At 64.5% G+C, this 16,760-nt stretch carries 16 protein-coding genes; 9 read left to right on the forward strand and 7 right to left on the reverse strand.

Annotated elements, in window-relative coordinates:
* Positions 1–67 precede the first annotated feature (67 nt).
* Complete coding sequence (gloA, locus tag GLW01_RS15090) at positions 68–613, forward strand: lactoylglutathione lyase (protein WP_095616013.1); 546 nt, start codon at positions 68–70, stop codon at positions 611–613.
* Here gloA and GLW01_RS15095 read toward each other — a convergent pair whose 3' ends face one another.
* Positions 614–2,881, reverse strand: a complete 2,268-nt coding sequence (locus GLW01_RS15095; RefSeq protein WP_160899618.1) for a sensor domain-containing phosphodiesterase — start codon at positions 2,879–2,881, stop codon at positions 614–616.
* A gap of 11 nt (positions 2,882–2,892) precedes the next feature.
* Positions 2,893–3,120, reverse strand: coding sequence for a hypothetical protein (locus GLW01_RS15100; protein ID WP_160899619.1), 228 nt, complete (start codon positions 3,118–3,120; stop codon positions 2,893–2,895).
* 205 nt (positions 3,121–3,325) lie between these two features.
* On the opposite strand from GLW01_RS15100, the gene mqo reads away from it, so the two are divergent.
* From mqo to GLW01_RS15115, 3 genes are all read left to right on the forward strand, one after another.
* Entirely contained in the window at positions 3,326–4,807 is a 1,482-nt protein-coding gene (gene mqo, locus GLW01_RS15105) for a malate dehydrogenase (quinone) (RefSeq protein ID WP_151439675.1), read from the forward strand.
* Between the two features lie 80 nt (positions 4,808–4,887).
* Positions 4,888–5,808: an esterase/lipase family protein gene (locus GLW01_RS15110; RefSeq protein ID WP_202405775.1), complete on the forward strand. Its 921-nt coding sequence runs from the start codon at positions 4,888–4,890 to the stop codon at positions 5,806–5,808.
* Positions 5,805–6,086 (forward strand): hypothetical protein, encoded by a 282-nt coding sequence (locus tag GLW01_RS15115; RefSeq protein ID WP_151439676.1) that lies wholly within the window; start codon positions 5,805–5,807, stop codon positions 6,084–6,086. The genes GLW01_RS15110 and GLW01_RS15115 overlap by 4 nt, the downstream gene beginning before the upstream one ends.
* On the opposite strand, the gene GLW01_RS15120 is transcribed toward GLW01_RS15115, so the two are convergent.
* Both GLW01_RS15120 and GLW01_RS15125 read right to left on the reverse strand, forming a co-directional pair.
* Complete coding sequence (locus GLW01_RS15120) at positions 6,071–6,670, reverse strand: SCO family protein (protein WP_151439677.1); 600 nt, start codon at positions 6,668–6,670, stop codon at positions 6,071–6,073. The two genes, GLW01_RS15115 and GLW01_RS15120, sit on opposite strands and share 16 nt — an antisense overlap.
* Positions 6,667–7,515: a cytochrome c oxidase assembly protein gene (locus GLW01_RS15125; protein WP_160899638.1), complete on the reverse strand. Its 849-nt coding sequence runs from the start codon at positions 7,513–7,515 to the stop codon at positions 6,667–6,669. The genes GLW01_RS15120 and GLW01_RS15125 overlap by 4 nt, the downstream gene beginning before the upstream one ends.
* Positions 7,516–7,669: 154 nt before the next feature.
* On the opposite strand from GLW01_RS15125, the gene GLW01_RS15130 reads away from it, so the two are divergent.
* Positions 7,670–8,017: a DUF4870 family protein gene (locus GLW01_RS15130; RefSeq protein WP_151439679.1), complete on the forward strand. Its 348-nt coding sequence runs from the start codon at positions 7,670–7,672 to the stop codon at positions 8,015–8,017.
* A 5-nt stretch (positions 8,018–8,022) separates the two neighbouring features.
* Here the strand turns inward: GLW01_RS15130 and GLW01_RS15135 are convergent, their stop codons facing one another.
* The gene (locus GLW01_RS15135) at positions 8,023–10,260 is read right to left on the reverse strand and encodes an ATP-dependent helicase (RefSeq protein ID WP_151439680.1); all 2,238 of its coding nucleotides are present in this window, start codon (positions 10,258–10,260) and stop codon (positions 8,023–8,025) included.
* A 62-nt stretch (positions 10,261–10,322) separates the two neighbouring features.
* Between GLW01_RS15135 and GLW01_RS15140 the strand changes: the two genes are divergently transcribed.
* From GLW01_RS15140 to GLW01_RS15150, 3 genes are all read left to right on the forward strand, one after another.
* Positions 10,323–10,706 (forward strand): DUF2237 family protein, encoded by a 384-nt coding sequence (locus GLW01_RS15140; RefSeq protein ID WP_151439681.1) that lies wholly within the window; start codon positions 10,323–10,325, stop codon positions 10,704–10,706.
* Positions 10,707–10,708: 2 nt separating this feature from the next.
* Positions 10,709–12,808: a tRNA(Met) cytidine acetyltransferase TmcA gene (locus tag GLW01_RS15145; RefSeq protein ID WP_160899620.1), complete on the forward strand. Its 2,100-nt coding sequence runs from the start codon at positions 10,709–10,711 to the stop codon at positions 12,806–12,808.
* A 67-nt stretch (positions 12,809–12,875) separates the two neighbouring features.
* On the forward strand, positions 12,876–13,559 hold the full coding sequence (locus tag GLW01_RS15150) for an ankyrin repeat domain-containing protein (protein WP_160899621.1): 684 nt from the start codon (positions 12,876–12,878) through the stop codon (positions 13,557–13,559).
* Between the two features lie 5 nt (positions 13,560–13,564).
* On the opposite strand, the gene GLW01_RS15155 is transcribed toward GLW01_RS15150, so the two are convergent.
* A complete protein-coding gene (locus tag GLW01_RS15155; RefSeq protein ID WP_151439684.1) occupies positions 13,565–14,707 on the reverse strand; it encodes an enoyl-CoA hydratase/isomerase family protein in 1,143 nt (380 codons plus the stop codon).
* A gap of 138 nt (positions 14,708–14,845) precedes the next feature.
* On the opposite strand from GLW01_RS15155, the gene GLW01_RS15160 reads away from it, so the two are divergent.
* Positions 14,846–15,190, forward strand: coding sequence for a c-type cytochrome (locus tag GLW01_RS15160; RefSeq protein WP_160899622.1), 345 nt, complete (start codon positions 14,846–14,848; stop codon positions 15,188–15,190).
* A 157-nt stretch (positions 15,191–15,347) separates the two neighbouring features.
* Here the strand turns inward: GLW01_RS15160 and ppnN are convergent, their stop codons facing one another.
* Positions 15,348–16,727 (reverse strand): nucleotide 5'-monophosphate nucleosidase PpnN, encoded by a 1,380-nt coding sequence (gene ppnN / locus GLW01_RS15165; RefSeq protein WP_151439686.1) that lies wholly within the window; start codon positions 16,725–16,727, stop codon positions 15,348–15,350.
* Between the last annotated feature and the right edge of the window lie 33 nt (positions 16,728–16,760).

A 16,760-nucleotide genomic window follows, 5' to 3' on the forward strand; every position in this document is an offset into this window, starting at 1 on the left:
CCGGTGGCCTTGGAACACCGCCCCTTCGTACCCATCTCCTGTGTAAAGCCACCAACAGGAGAGCACCATGCCACAGCATTTCGACGACGCCCCCGGCCTCTGCCATGAACCGGATGCGGAAACGCAGCAGTATCGCCTGAATCACACCATGGTCCGCATCAAGGATCCGGAGAAAAGTCTGGATTTCTATACCCGTGCGCTGGGCATGCGTCTGATCCGGAAGCTGGACTTTGAGGATATGCAGTTCACCCTGTACTTTCTGGGCTATCTGCCCGAAGGGGGAGAGTCCGAGGTGCCATCAGACCCTGCGGCGCGCACGACCTACAACTTCGGGCGTGAAGCGCTGATTGAGCTGACCCACAACTGGGGTGACGAGAAGGATCCGGACAAGCAGTTCCACAACGGCAATGAAGAGCCCAAGGGTTACGGGCACATCGGTGTGGCCGTGCCGGACGTGGAGTCCGCCTGCCAGCGCATGGAGACCCTGGGGGTACCCTTCCAGAAGCGGCCCAACGACGGCAATATGAAAGGCATTGCTTTCGTCAGGGATCCGGATGGCTACTGGGTGGAGCTCTTCCAGCCGGATTCGCTGGCGAAGATGGGCCGGGCCTGATCAGGCCGCTGGCTGCTCGAACAGCTCATGGATGGGCGCGGGCCGGGCGATCCCGAAGCCCTGCCCGTAATCCACGCCAAGCTGCCGGAGGGCCTCGATGAGGTCCTCACCTTCCACGAACTCCGCAATGGTGCGCAGGCCCATGCTGCGGGCCACCTCGCAGATGGCGCGTACCATGCTCTGGTCCTGGTGGTTGGCCAGAAGATCCCGCACAAAGATCCCGTCAATCTTGACGAAATCCAGCTCGAAGCTGCGCAGGTAGTCAAAGGTTGCCAGCCCCGTTCCGAAGTCATCCAGGGAGACGCTGCAGCCCAGTTCGCGCATGGCGCGGACCTGTGCGACAGCGGCGGAGCGGTTACCGATCTGTTCCGTCTCGGTGATCTCAAAGCTGATCTTGGCGGGGGGAACACCGGCAACCCGGAGTTCCTGGTCAATGAAGGCCACCAGCTCCGGGTTGGAAAGGGAGGTCCCTGCCAGATTGATGGCGCATTTGGCCGTGCTTTCGAGCCATGTTGGATTGGCGGCCAGGGTTCTCAGGGTGGCGCGGATCACCCATTGGTCAATCTCGCCCATGAAGCCGAAGGTCTCCGCCACCGGCAGGAAGCCACCCGGGCTGACCAGTTCCCCGTCGCGCTCGCGCAGGCGTACCAGTATCTCGTAATGCAGACCGGTATCCTGGGGTAGGAACGGCTGGATCCGCTGTGCGAAGAGCTCCAGGCGCTCCTCGGTCAGTGCGGATTTGAGCCGTTCGATCTGCTGGGTTGTGGCGTGGCGTTCTGAGATCAGGGTGCGGGTGTTCTCAATGATGTGGATGCGTGGCGAATGCTGCTCGGCCTGGTGTGCGGCCTGCGTGGCGGCGCTGAGATAGTGGATGGGGTCCTCAAGGTTGCCGTCCAGCGGCGCTGCGCCAACGGTAACGCGGATCTGGGTCTGGTGCCCGCCGGGCTCCAGTACACTGCCGTCGAAGTCGGTGTAGAGTGACTCCAGCTTCCGGTACAGCACGGCTGTGGACTCTGCCGGTATCAGCAGAACAAAGGTGGCGTCCGCGATGCGGGCGGGCATGGCCCTGGGCCCGGTTGTCCCCATGAGCCGGGCTGCCAGCTGGCGCTCCAGTGCATGACTGGCCTCGAACCCCAGCAGTTCCTCGATGCGATCCGCTTCAAGGACCCGGAGATAGACCAGCCAGTCGGGCGCCCTGTCGCTTTGACTGCGGTCATCCAGTGCGGCCCTGAGGTCCTCGGTGAAAGCCCGGTCGTTGCGCAGTCCGGTCAGGAAATCCGTTCGCGCCTGTTCCTGGAAACCCTGTATCAGCCGGGTCCGCTCCGCCGTGATGGCGGACAGCACCTGGCACATGACCGCCAGACCGCCCACCAGCAGCAGTGAACGGATCAGGTCCGGGAGTGTGATGATGTGGGGAAGGCCGCCCATGCCATTGAGGGAAAGCCCCAGGAATACGCCCACGAAGACCGGGATGGCAACCAGCCCACTGGGCGGTCTGGTCTGGAGAATGAACCAGCACAGCAATGGGAAAAAGGCGAAGCCAATGGCGGTGGAGTAGGAGCTTTCATTGAGACCATGCACCAGCAGTACCATCAGGATCAGCCCTGAGGTAAGGAGCAACCAGATCCAGGGCATGCGCTGCATCCAGTCGAGCCGGATCTGCTGGAAAAAGTAGCGGGGATTGCTCAGCAGTGAATAGGTCAGCGGTGCGAACAGGATGATGCCCAGGGCCTCGAACGCCAGGTACACGAATACGGTGTCGTGGAGCGCGGCCGCTCCGGCTACCGAGCTGCCCAGACGATAGCCGACGGCTCCGAACAGGGACGTGACGAGCCCCCCGGCAAGGGCCGCCCGGGTGTAGAGGGCGATGAGTTCGGAAAAGGGACCCTTCTTCTGGCCCAGACGCCAGAACCGCCGTATCAGGAAAGCGCCGGTTGCCGCCCCCAGGCACTGACCGGTTGCTGCCAGAGCAGCCAGCACAGGAGGTGAGCCGTCGAGCCACAGGAGCCAGATAAAGAAAACGGGCGTCAGGACCAGCAGGGCGCGATAGCCCAGCGCCGCGGTGGCGCCGATGAAGATCCCGGCTGGTGGCCAGAGGGCGGACATCGACTGGTCACCGATGGTGAACCAGCGTGATGCTTCGGCGCTGGCGATCAGGACGAGGGCAAGGGTGATCCAGCCCAGAGGCGATCGCCAATGGGTGCTCACGGGGCCATAGGCAGAGGGGGCCTGCGCTGCTCCGATCAGAGTGCTGGGTGTTGGCAACATGCCGCTGTCGGTTAACCTGCTTTGTTGAGTCTTACTTCAGGGAGCCCCGGCAGCGGGAAAAGGATCCGGTTGAGTGTTTTTACCGCATCCAGGTAATCGGCGAACTCGTCCAGCTGTCCTCCCGCCTCATGGCGCAGGGCATAGGTTTCGAGTTCGGGCTGGCCGTGACCGTTCGTCTCGGTGATACGAACGACAGTATACCCTTGGATGCATTCAAGTGTTTCCTCACTGACCGGCATATCGACCTCGTGCTGATCGCCAGAATCCTGTTTCGACTATTCTGGTGCCAGTCCCACCCGGCTCCTACGGTAACTTCGTTACCAGAATGTGTCCGTGTGTCACTGGTCATCTACCACCAAGGTCGAATGCTGCAAGCCGGTTTTCCAGGTAAACATCTGTTACCATTGTGCCCCGTGTCGCCCAAAAGGCTGAGGTAGTGTGTTCATGACGACCACCACGGATGTCGTCCTCGTAGGCGGGGGCGTAATGAGTGCCACTCTCGGGGTGATCCTCCGGGAGCTTGATCCTTCCCTTAACATCACCCTGGTCGAGCGCCTCGACCATGTTGCCCACGAAAGTACTGACGGCTGGAACAATGCGGGAACCGGCCATGCTGGTTACTGCGAGCTGAATTACACGCCCGAGGACGATCAGGGCAATATCAGCATCGACCGTGCCCTGGATATCAATTCGGCATTTGAGGTTTCGCTCCAGCTCTGGTCCTACCTGGTGAGCAAGGGCGAACTGAAGCCCGAGGAGTTCATCCACACCACGCCCCACTGCAGCTTTGTCTGGGGTGAGGACCACGTGAACTTCCTGCGCAAGCGCCATGGGCTGATGAGCGCGCACCACCTGTTCAAGGAGATGGAATTCTCCGAGGACCCGCGTGTGCTCGAGGAGTGGATGCCGCTGATCACCGATGGCCGTGACCCCATGGAGCCGGTTGCGGCTACCCGGGTTGGACATGGCGCGGACGTGGATTTCGGGTCACTGACCCGGGCGCTGGTGCGCTATCTTGAAAGCAAGCCCAACTTTGAGCTGCTTCTGAACAACTCGGTCACGACCATGGACCAGGCGGATGATGGCAGCTGGAAGGTCTCCTGCCGGGATCGCCATACCGGCGCCAACCGGCACCTGGAGGCGGACTTCGTGTTCATCGGTGCCGGCGGCGGTGCCCTGCCGCTGCTTCAGAAATCCGGCATCGAGGAAAGCAAGGGCTACGGCGGCTTCCCGGTCAGCGGCCAGTGGCTGGTATGCCGCAAGTCGGACGTGGTCGAGCGCCATGACGCCAAGGTCTACGGCAAGGCGCCGGTAGGCGCGCCGCCCATGTCCGTACCGCACCTGGATACCCGCATCATCAACGGTGAGCCGGCCCTGCTGTTCGGGCCCTTTGCCGGTTTCACCACCAAGTTCCAGAAGGAGGGCTCCTTCTTCGACCTGTTCTCCTCCCTGCGCGGCAGCAACTTCTCCTCCATGATGGGCGCGGGTATGAGCAACATGGACCTGACCCGCTACCTGATTGGTGAGGTGTTCCAGTCCGCTGAAGAGCGGATCGAATCGCTGCGCAACTTCTATCCCCGTGCGAAATTCGATGACTGGACACTGCAGCACGCCGGCAAGCGCGTTCAGGTGATCAAGAAAGACGCCAATGGACGGGGTGTACTGCAGTTCGGCACGGAAGTGGTGGCCGCCAGCGACGGCAGTCTGGCCGCTCTGCTGGGGGCATCGCCGGGGGCATCCACTGCCGCCAAGGCGATGATCGATGTGCTGGAGCGCTGCTTCCCGGGGCAGATGGCCGAGGATGGCGAGTGGACCCGCCGGCTGCAGGAAATGATTCCTTCCCATGGCCGTTCGCTCAAGGAGGACGCCGATCTGCTCAATGAGGTCCGCCCCTATACCCTGAGTACCCTCAAGCTGAACGAGTGAGCCGCCGGTGGCCACGCTGGCGGCCCTGACCGGCCCTGAAGTCAGTGGTACCCCGGTATACTTGTGTATACTGGGGTACCATGACCACTGAATCCTCCATCAGGACGCCCATGCCACGCTGGCAGGACCACGCCTCCGCCATTGCCAGCGGGTTTCTCGGGGACTGGCTCCAGGCCCGGGAGAGCCCGCTCGCCATGCCCATGCAGGTGCGCCATCAGGGGCGCGCCATCAATACTGGCGCCCCCGATGTGCCGGATGCTTCCGGTACCCTCGTTTTCCTGATCCATGGCCTGACCGAACTGGAATCCGTCTGGTCCTACCGGGATGAACCGGACAATGGCTACGGACCGGAACTGGCCCGGGCTCTGGGGGGCACCTCGCTGACCCTGCGCTATAACACCGGCCTGCCCGTTTACCGCAACGGCGAGCTGATGGCGGAGGCGCTCGAAACCCTTCTCGAGAACTGGCCTGTGCCGGTGACGAACCTGATCCTGATCGGTCACAGCATGGGCGGGCTTCTGATCCGGGCTGCCTGCCATCACGGGCGTCAGAGTGGGCACCAGTGGTGTCGCAGTGTCGGCAGCTGCGTCTACATCGGTTCACCCCATGACGGCTCCTGGCTGGCCCGGGGAGCGCACCGGGTCGCGGACCATCTGGCAGCGATGCCGAAGGATTACCTGCGGGTGGCCGGAGCGTTCATCGACCTCCGCAGTGAGGGCATACGCAACCTGTCCCGCGGCGAGGTGACACGGCCTGACGCGGAAGAGCCGCCACTGCTGCCCGGTGCGGATCATTACGTGATTTCGGGACTGCTTACGCGCAACCGGGCGCACCCCGTGAATACACTGTTCGGTGACGCCCTGGTCCAGGAACCCAGTGCGCGGGGCGATGAACGCTCCGGCTGGGTACTCAGGGACATTGCGAATTTCCCCGGGACCCACCACATCCGGCTCGCCCATGAGCCGAAAGTGGCCCGGCAACTGAAGGAGTGGCTGACATGACCACTGAAACCACAGGCAGCAACAGGCGCTGGTGGTTTGGCGTTGCGGACCTGGCAGGCGTGAGTCTGGAAGAGGCGGCGCTGGGCCTGGAACGCATCCACCTGTCCATTGCGGACGAGACGTTCAATGTGCTGGAAGCGATTCCGGTGACGCGGCCGGTGAGTGAGCCGGTACGGCTCATGCACCACGGTATCAGCCGGCTGTCCTACCGCAGCGTCGCCCTGCTCGGGCGTGGCCTCAATGCCGCCGCTGGTTTCGGCCTTCAGTCCCGCCCCTGACGCACCAGGGTTTCCAGGTCCTCACTGATCTGGCTGATGGACTGATCCGAGCGGATCAGCAGGCGTGCCCGGCCCTGGCCGTCGAAGACGTAGACGGCGTTGCTGTGTGAGACGTCGTAGTCGCCGTTCTCATCGGGCTTGCCGTAGCCGAAAGTGGTGCGGTAACGCTTCGCCAGTGTCCGCAGCGTCTCCTCGTCCGAGGTCAGGCCCACGATGTTGTCCCCGAAGAAGTCCACGTACTCCCCGACGCGTTCCGGCGTATCGCGTTCCGGATCCACGCTCACGAACAGCAGCGTCACCTCATCCCGCATGTCCTGCGGCATCTGTTTCACGGCGTTCTGAAGCCGGGCCATGGTCGCTGGGCAGATGTCCGGGCAGTTGGTGAAGCCGAAGAACAGCAGCCGTACCTGGCCGGCCCTGTCCTCGGCCGTGAATGGCTCGCCGTCGGGTGCCGTGAGCGTGAACTCAAGGTCCGGCATCAACCCCCGTATGTTCTTGGCATGCCACTCCACGCCGCTGCCACCGCAGCCGGCAAGGGCCAGCATCAGTGCCATCACGCTCAGGGCTCGGATGATTCCCGTCATGCGTGTACCTCCCCGGCTTCATCAGCCTGCTGTGTCTTTGCGCTGTTGCGGTCATCGCGCATCATACGCCCGACCACGATCAGGATGGCGATACCGCTCATCATCGCCGGCGGAATCCAGGTCAGGATCCCGCCCAGCATCTGGTCGGTCTCCGGCGCCAGGGGCCAGGCCCGGCCGCAGACCTCGTAGACGTCATACACCATGCTGTCCGAGAACAGGATCCAGGCCCCGAGCGCGCTCTGGGGTGGAATGATCAGCACCAGCAGGATGATGCGCTTGCCATAGCCCAGGACCCGCTCCGTGTGCGGCGAGCGCGGGTCCAGGATCAGCCACCAGAACAGCAGCCCGTCCAGCAGCATGGACCAGTTCATCAACCAGTAAAGCGGGCGGCTGAGCATGGCATCAAAATGCAGCTCAGGGGTGAGCCAGAGGTAGATCAGCCCCACGAACAGGGTCGCGGCGATCAGTGGCTGCTGCAGCACCCGGTAGGCCATCTTCACCGGCCACAGGACGGGACCAAGCCAGCCGGGAATCTGGCGTGCCCAGAAGCGCATGATGGGCAGCGGGTTGGAAAGCACCAACAGCAGCGGCCCCAGGTGGTGGAGGACCAGGTGCTGGCCGCGGTGGATGAAGAACATGTATTGGGAGTAGTAGTCGAACCGCGTGTGCATCACCGTGTAGCACAGCAGCAGCCCCAGCAGGAAGGTGAAGACCCGGAGCGCGCCGGGGCGTTCCTCCGCCGGCAGCGCATAGAGACCCTGCAGATACATCGTCAGCACCACCACGAACGCGATCAGCGTCAGCGGTGAGAAGTCATAGGGTAGGAGGTAGTGATACCAGCTCATGGGCAACCGGGTGATGGTGTGTTGCGGCCCGTAATAATACCGGAAGGTGTGTGGATTTTCACCGTTGCGTGCGGATTGACGGGCCACTCTGGCTGCAGTGCCGGCTCTCCGGCTACACTGGCGGCCATTGATGATGAATTGAGGATAGCTGTCCATGACCGAGACTGATGCGCCCTTCGACAAGACCTGGCCGATGATTGTTTACGCCCTGTACCTGGCCAGCCTGGTAGCCGGGGTTACCGGAATCATTGGTGTGATCATTGCCTATGTGAACGGAACCGTGGAAGACGAACGCCTGCGGACCCATTACCGGTTCCAGATCCGCACCTTCTGGATCGGGCTTCTGTACATGGTGGTCTCAACCATCACCATGCCTATTGGCATCGGATGGTTGATCCTGATCTGGGCCGTGGTCTGGTTCCTGATCCGGTGCGTGAAGGGCATGGTGGCGCTGAACGAGGGGCGGGCCCACCCGGACCCGACCACCTGGCTCTTCGGCTGACCGGCTCAGTGTGAGAGGGCGCGGAAGTACAGGTGCGCGCTCTGTTTGCTGAACTGGAGGGTGCGGCCGGAATGGAACCGCACCTCGAAGGCCGTATCCGTCTCACGCACCACGCCGCCGGCGCCGTAAAGCACGTGTTCCACCTCCCGAGCCTGCCAGATGGGCTGTGCCTGTGCCTCGCCCGCGTCCGTTTCCGGTGAGGGCGCGTCCAGAGTCACGCCGTGCAGATCCGCGTAGCGTTGAGCGATACGGGTGGCCGGCTCCGTCACGGTTATCGACTCACTGCCTCCGTCCGTAATGCCCTCGCCCAGCTCCCGGCTCAGCCCGAAAGTGCATTCCGCCACGAAGCGGCTGGGCAGGCGTTCCGGGTCCGAGCCGTCCGTGGTAAGCAGGTGCAGGTGTTCCCTGGTGCGGGTGATGCCCACGTAGAGCAGGCGGCGTTCGCTCTCGAGCAGGGCATCCAGGTCCGCACTGCCACGCGCCGTGTACGGGAAGGTCTTCTCCTGAAGGCCGGGGATCACTACCACCTGCCATTCCAGCCCCTTGGTGCGGTGGATGGTGGCCAGGTGCACTCCCTGCTGCTGGTTGGAGCCGGCCCGGGCCTTGAGGTCCCGCAGGTGGCGCAGGGCTGTCTGGGCGTCCAGGCCCAGGGTGGCCAGGTAGCGCTGGAATCCGGCGACGGTGCCTATGCGCTCGTCCGCCTGCTCGTGCGTCAGTGCCAGGCTGCGGATGCCCTCGAACAGCTCGGTGGCCGTAGCGTAGTCCTCCAGGATCTGATGGGCTGGCCGGCGACTGCCTTCCAGTGCCGCCAGTGCCTCACCCAGCTTGCGGACCTTGCGCGCGGGCAGCGGCTTCCAGTCGCTGGTGTCCAGCTGCTGCAGCACCTGACCCCAGTCCCGGGTGAACGCGGCCAGCTGATCGGCGATGGCGTTGAGTTCCTGTTCCTTCAGGCCGCAGTGCGGGAAGCGCAGCACCTGCTGGAAGCACTGCCGCCGTTCCGCCCGGGCCGCATCCCCGGGCTCGCGGTGTTCGCCGGCCGCCAGCGCCAGCAGCTCCATCAGTGCTGCCACCTCGCGGGTGAAGAGCGCGCCCTTATGGGCATCAATACGGTAGGGGACGCCCCGGGCCAGCAGCCGCAGCTCAATCGGCACGCTCTGGCTCCAGACCCGTACCAGAACCGCCATGTCCCCCAGCGGCTGGCCGGCCTGCTGACGCTGCTCGGCCAGGCGCACCACGGCGTCCGCATCCTCGCGTACCCGTTCAAGCTCAATGCTCGTATCCGGCGTGCCTGGATGCGAATGGCAGAGCACCTCCTTGCGGTCGCTGTTGTGGGCGATCAGGTGGTTGGCCAGCAGGGCCACGCGGTGGCCGTAACGGAAGCTGTAGGAGAGGCTCAGTTCCACCGGGTCCGGGAACTCCTCGCGAAACCGGGAAAGGATGAACTCGGGCCGGGCGCCACGGAACTCGTAGATGGTCTGGTCCGGGTCGCCCACCACTGTCACACGGGCGCGGTCCCCGGCCACCACCTTTAACAGCAGGTGCTGGATCTCGTTGGTGTCCTGGTACTCATCCACCAGCACCATGTCCATCTTGTTGGATACCAGCTCCCGCAGCTCGGGGTGTTCGTGCAGCGCCACCACCGGCTCATAGAGCATGTCCGCGAAGGTGATGCGCCGGTGGTCCTTACGCCATTTCTCGAAGGCGTGGTAGAGGTCCAGCAGGTAGCGGTGTTTCGGTTCGAACCCCAGGGCCTCGAAGACGGTTTCTGCACTGTCTAGAGTGGTCTTCACCCGGTCAATGAAGCCCGTGGCCGTTTCCACGAACTCCTTCTTGTTGCGCCGGATCTCGTCCTGCAGGTCCTCGGGGGCGAAGCGCAGGGTCAACTGCCAGGCCTGGAAATTGACCTCCTGTTCGCTCAGTACCTCACCCTGCCAGGGCGGTAGATAGCCTTCCTGTACGAAACGCCGGTACAGGCGCAGGCCCATGGCATGATAGGTTCGGATCTCGGGAAGCTGGAGCCGGGTGTCGGCGGTGATGGTCTGGAGCTTGGCCTGGAAATCCGCCCGGGCGCTGCGGTTGAACATCAGGATCAGGATGCGCGCCGGGTCATGGCCCTGCTCCAGCAGGTAACGGATGCGCCAGGCGAGCGTGGTGGTCTTGCCGCTGCCGGCTACGGCGGTGATCACGCAGTGCTGGTTATCGAGGGTGACGACCCTGTTCTGTTCGTCCGTCAGTGACATCATGCGGGGGACCTTCGGGCAGCGGCGTCCATTGTAACGGCAGCAGAGGTAATGAGGGTAATGGTATGAGCGAACCGGAAAGCATTCAGCGCAACGTCCTGGGCGAGCCCCTGAAGGCGTGCGGCTACGATCCCATGACCGGTTTCTACCGGGATGGCTGCTGCCATGTGGGGCCCGAGGACATGGGCGTACATGCGGTCTGCAGCGAAGTCACCGAGGCCTTCCTGGAATTCTCCAGTGCCCAGGGGAATGACCTGGCCACGCCCATGCCCGCTTTTGGCTTCGAGGGCCTGAAGCCCGGCGACCGCTGGTGCCTGTGCGCCGCGCGCTGGAGAGAGGCCCACGAGGCCGGCTGCGCCCCCAGGCTGGTGCTGCAGGCCACCCATGAGTCCATGCTGGAGTACGTGGACTTCGCCACGCTCAAGGCCTACGCGGTGGATCTCAACTGAGCATGGAACCGGCACTCGGCCAGTGGCTGGAGGCGACCCTGCCCGTGATCCGGGCGCGGCGGCATCGAAGTGTGCTGGTGCTGGCGGGCCCCGCGGACTGGGGGCGGGCGATTGCGAATGAGGTGGCCGCGTATCGGGAAGACGCCGGCCTGTGGGTGGGTGATGCCGACCCGGCTCCGGGGATGTACCAGTGCAGCGGCGCGCAGGCTCGCCAATGGCTGGGCCGGAACCTGTCGCTGATTGTCTGGGACAGCCATTCGGGCACCCATCCGGCGGGGCTGGGCGCGGTCAGCGGGGCCCTGGTGGGCGGCGGCCTGCTGGTCTGGCTGGTGCCGCCTCTCGTGGATTGGTCGGAAGGGCCGGATCCGGACTACGACCGCCTGCGCCACCATGCCCCACCCTATCGATTTCTGGCCCGGATGGCGCGGCTTCTGGGGCAGGCGGCGGAGCAACCCCCCAATGCGCTGGTTACCCCGGATTCCGCCTTCCTTGAGCCACCGGTCCCTCCCGCAGCGGCTCGGCAGGCTCCCCAGGGGCCGACAGATGATCAGCAGCGCGCCATTGAGGCTGTTATGGCCATGGGCGGAGCGGCGGAGCCCGCACCCGTGGTCCTGCGTGCGGACCGGGGCCGGGGTAAGTCCGCGGCCCTGGGCATGGCCGCGACACGGCTGGTCAATGAATACGGTACGCGGGTCTGCGTAACCGCTGCTCGCCCCTCCGCGCTGGACAGTTTCTGGCACTTCGTCCCTGAAGAATGCCGGGATGGGGTGATGTTCCGGGCGCCGGATGAACTGCTTCGCCAGGTGCCGGAGGTTGACGTTCTGATGGTGGATGAGGCGGCTACCCTGCCGTTACCGATGCTGACGGCGATGACGGCGCGCTGGCCGGGCGCGGTTCTGGCGACCACCGTGCACGGGTACGAAGGGACCGGGCGGGGCTTCGACCTTCGGTTCCGTGCCGTGCTGGATCGTAACCATCCGGGCTGGGACAGGGTGATGCTGGATGAGCCCATCCGCTGGGCGCCGGACGATCCGCTGGAAACGCTGATGAACCGGTTGCTGTGCCTGGATGCGGATCTGTCGGAGATCGCCTCTTCGGATGAGCCGGTGGCCTACCGGGTGGTGACACAGGATGAGCTGCTGACCGATGACGGGCTTCTGAAGGCCGTGATGGGTTTGCTGGTCAGCGCCCATTACCAGACCTCCCCGGACGACCTGCGCCAGCTCCTGGATGATCCCGAGACGGTTATTGTTGCGGCCCTGCAGGGCGACGCCCCCGTGGGCGTGGTCTGGGGGCTGCACGAGGGCGGGCTTGCGGCGGAACTGGCGCGCTCGGTCTGGCTGGGCGAGCGCCGGCCTCGCGGGCACCTGGTGGCGCAGTCCCTGGCGTTTCAGGGCGGTGACCCGGGGGCGGCACGCTGGTGCTACCTGCGCGTGACCCGGATTGCTGTGCACCCGGATAGGCGCCGTCAGGGGATCGGGCAGCGATTGCTGGCGGAGATGGAGAGGATTGCAGTCGCGGGCGGCGTTGACGTTCTGGCCACCAGTTTTGGCGCCACGCCGGCCCTGATGGCGTTCTGGCGGGCCGCCGGGTTCCGCTTCCTGCGCCTGGGCACGAAGCGCGACGCGGCCAGCGGGACCCATGCCGCTATGCTGGGCAGGCCGCTCAACCATGAAGGCACGGTACTGTGCCGCTCCCAGGCCGAGCGTTTTGCGGCGCACTGGCCCTGGCTTCTGCCGGCACTGAACGGTCTTGAGCCTGAGGTGCAGGCAGCCGTGGAGGCGATGATGCCGGCGCCCCCGGAACGGGAGGCCGGGGTGCTCAGTGACGACGACTGGCGCGAGATCGAGGCCTTCGTGAAGGGAGCAAGGGAACTGGAGGTAACCCGGCTGCCACTGGCCATACTCGCTGCGCTGGTTCCTTCCGAGGTTGCTGGCTGGAGCGAAGGGGAGCGACAGCTCTGGCAGCGGGCGGTCACCGGGAGAGCGGACTGGGAGGCGCTGCGCCAGGAAGGGCTGGTGGCGGGGCGGCGTCCGGGGTTAAAGCGGCTCCGGTCGCTGGCCCGGTCCCTTGTTGAGGCATGGTCGGAAAGCGGAGTGTGACTGCTTCGGTTTCATCGGGGTGGTGATCCGCGAACAATGTGGCGAAATCCATTCCTCGGAGTAACCCATGCGCCCCTGCCCCCTGAATCCACTGCCGGCCCTGCTCCTGCTCAGTTCCCTGGTGCTTGCCGGCTGCGGCAGTTCGCCCGGGCCTGACCGTGCCGAAACCCGCACGGATGCCAGCACAGCCCTGATGGCGGCCGCCTCCGAGGGCGACCGGGAGCGGGTGGAGGCACTGCTGGCTGAGGGTGGCGCACTCAATGCCATGGGCCCGGACGGCACCCCGCTCTATCAGGCAGCGGACGCGGGGCACGAGGAGACGGTGTGGTACCTGCTGCGCCAGGGGGCGGACCCGGACCGGGGACTGGAAGGTGGTGTAACACCCCTGATGGCGGCCGCTGCCGCCGGCCAGCAACGCATCATTGATCTTCTGATCCGCGCCGGGGCGGATGTGAATGCACGCAGCGACGCGGGCGAGACGCCGTTGACCTATGCGGCTCTGAACAGCCAGCTGGGGGCAACCAACCGGCTGCTGCGGGCGGATGCGGACGTGAATACGGTTAATGAGGAAGGTGAGTCATTGCTGATGCGCGCGGTGGCCCGCAATGACCTGTTGCTTGCCGGGGTCATCGTGGATGCCGGGGCGGATGTGAACTACCAGGCGGCGGATGGCCGCACCGCGTTGGATGTGGCGCGGGCGAACGGCAACCGGGACCTGGTGATGATGCTGAAGAACGCCGGAGGCGACTGACCCCGCTACAGGTCCTGCAGCGGGTGCTCGTCTTCCGGCCAGGGGGCGGTGAAGTGGGAACGGACCCAGCCCGTTGGAACACTGGCTACGTCTTTGTGCGTCCAGCGCGGTTCGTGATCCTTGTCGATCAGCCTCGCACGCACTCCCTCCAGGAAATCACGATGGCGGGCGCAGTGCACCGCCACCATCAGCTCCATCATGAAGATGTCGCGCAGGCTCTGCTGCAGGCCCCGGTGCAGTTGCTCGAACACAATGTGCGCCGAGACCGGGCAGCCGTTACGCAGGTTGTTCTGGGCGGCCTGGAACCACTCGGATTCCGCCTCGGTGTTGAGAATGGCGTTGACCACTGCCACCACGTCCCGACCGCGGCATATCCGGCTGATGAACTGTTCGTGGCGCTCGAGGTTGGATTCGGAGAGGTCCAGCTGATAGCCCGCGGCAAAACCCTGGAGGGTTTCCAGCAAGTGGCGGTCATTGGTCTCCGGTGAGCGGGTCCAGCTCTGCTCACGGAGACGGTCCATGAGCTGGTCGAAGCCGTCGTTGGGCACGGCATAGTCGGCCAGGCTCACGCGCAGCGCGTCAGCCACATTCAGGGTGGCGCCTGTCAGCCCCATGAACATGCCGATGCTGCCGGGCAGGCGGTTGAGGAAGCGGCTGGCGCCCACGTCCGGGAAGAAACCGATGCTGACCTCGGGCATGCCCATTTTCAGATCGGGGGTGACCAGGCGGTAGCGGGAGGCGTTCATCATGCCCAGGCCGCCGCCCATCACCACGCCCTGGCCCCAGCACACCACGGGCTTGGGGTGAGTGGCGATGGTGTAGTCCATGCGGTATTCCGCAGCGAAGAAGCGTTCGCCGTCATTTCCCGGCCGGCCCTTGGCGTCCTGGATGGCTTCGTGCACCGAGCGAACATCGCCGCCGGCGCAGAAGGCCTTCTCGCCGTTGCCGCAGAGGACGATCACGCGGACGTCGTCGTCCTCGGCCCAGGCGTCGAGCTGTTGCTGGATGGCTTCGATCATCGGCAGCGTGAGGGCGTTGAATTTACGGGCATTGTTGAGGGTGATGAGCCCGAGTGCGCCCTCCTGGCATGCCTGTTTCTCGAAGAGGACGGGGTCCTCGGCCTGGTTCTGCGCTGTGTCGGCGCCCATGGGCGTGCCTCCTGTATACCGCTTTGGCCGTTCAATACGGGTCCTTATCCTACCGGAATTGCGCCGGGGCACCAATCGAGGCGGATGCGTGCGCCGGGGGAGCGGTTATAATGCGGGCTTCGCGAATGGGAGGTGTGCATGCGGAGTATCCTGGCGGTTCTGGCTGCGGTGGCGTTGGCGCTGGTATTTTTCTTTGTGGGTCAGGCGCCGGCCGGTGATCCGGATGCCGGCGAGGCGCTGGCGAGTGGCTGTGCGTCCTGTCATGGCGGTGATGGTATTGCGGCGGTGGATCGCTATCCGTCGCTGGCGGGGCAGAATGGGGAGTATCTGTTCCAGGCGATGAAGGCGTATCAGAACGGGAACCGGCGTGGGGGGCAGGCGACGGTGATGCATGGGCAGGTTTCGGGGCTTTCGGAGCAGGAGTTGCGGGATCTGGCGGCTTACTATGCTGAGATGCCTCGGACGGGTGCGAAAGAAGACTGAGAGGTGGTTGCTGGGGTGGGGGTTTGGGGCCTCTCTCCGGGAGCCGCCAACAAGTACGTCCGTGTAGGCTACCGAGTGCCATCCCTGGCAATCGAGTTTCCCTCCGAGAGGCCCCAAACCCCCACCCTTCCAGCTGTATTGCTTTCTCTGACAGCGTTTACCCTGGCTTGTCGATGATCTGGTAGCACGGCTTGTAGGCCTGGCCAGGCAGTTTCATGCGGTTCTGGGCCACGAAAGCGTCCAGCAGGGTTTCCAGGGGTTTGAGGAACTCGGGGTCGCCTTCGATCTCGAAGGGGCCGTGTTCTTCCACCTGTTGGATGCCATCGGCTTTGACATTGCCGGCCACGATGCCGCTGAAGGCGCAGCGCAGGTTGGCGGCGAGGCGGTGGGGTTCCTGGTCGCGGCTGAGGTTGAGCGCGCGCATGCTGTCGTGGGTAGGTTCGAACGGGGTCTGGAAGATGGGGTCAACCGTGAGCACCCAGTTGAAATAGTAGGCGTCGCGGTTTTCGCGGCGGTAATCGCGCACGGTCTGCATGCCCTCTTTCATGGCGCGTGCGGTTTCTTCCGGATCGTCGATGATGATGCGGTAGCGGCTCGCGGCCTGGTCGCCGAGGGTGTTGCGGATGAACTGGTCGATCATCTCGAAGTAGTCGGCATTCTCCTTTGAGCCGCTGAAGATCAGCGGGAAGGGAAGGTCCGCGTTTCGGGGGTCGAGCAGGACGCCGAGGAGGTAGAGGATTTCCTCTGCGGTACCCGCGCCCCCGGGGAAGACGACGATGCCGTGGCCGGCGCGCAGGAAGGCTTCCAGGCGCTTTTCGATGTCCGGCATGATCACGAGTTCGTTCACGATCGGGTTCGGGGCCTCGGCGGCGATGATGCCGGGCTCGGTGATGCCGACGTAGCGGCCACCGTCGATGCGCTGCTTGGCGTGCGCGATGGTGGCGCCCTTCATGGGGCCTTTCATGGCGCCGGGCCCGCAGCCGGTGCAGATATCGAGGCCGCGCAGGCCGAGTTCGTGGCCGCAGTTCTTGGTGTAGTCGTATTCGTCGCGGCTGATGGAGTGGCCGCCCCAGCAGACGACCATGTTGGGTTCGTTTTCCGGCCTGAGGATCTCGGCGTTGCGCAGGACCTGGAAGACGAGGTTGGTGATGTCCTCGGAGTGCTCGGGGTTGTACCAGCCGGCGGTGGCCAGTATCGAGTTGGCATAGACGATGTCACGCAGCACGGAGAACAGGTGCTCGCGGATGCCACGGATCATGGTGCCGTCCACGAAGGCGCTGGGCGGGGCGTTGTGGAGTTCGATCTTGATGCCGCGCGGCTGTTGCAGCAGGGCCAGGCCGAAGTCCTGGTAGGTTTCCATGATGGCCTTGCTGTCATCGCTGATGGTGCCGCTGTTGAGCACGGCGAGGGCGCACTGGCGGAAGAGATGGTAGAGGCCGCCTTCGCCGTCGTCCTTGAGCTGGTTCACCTCCTTGTTCGAGAGGATCTCGAGACTGCCTTCGGGAGAGACGCGCGCGTGAACGCCGTTTCTGGACATAGTATTTGGCCTTCGGTGTCGGTTAAAATCGCG

The organism is Vreelandella halophila, assembly GCF_009856365.1.
Lineage (GTDB): Bacteria > Pseudomonadota > Gammaproteobacteria > Pseudomonadales > Oleiphilaceae > Halospina > Halospina utahensis_B.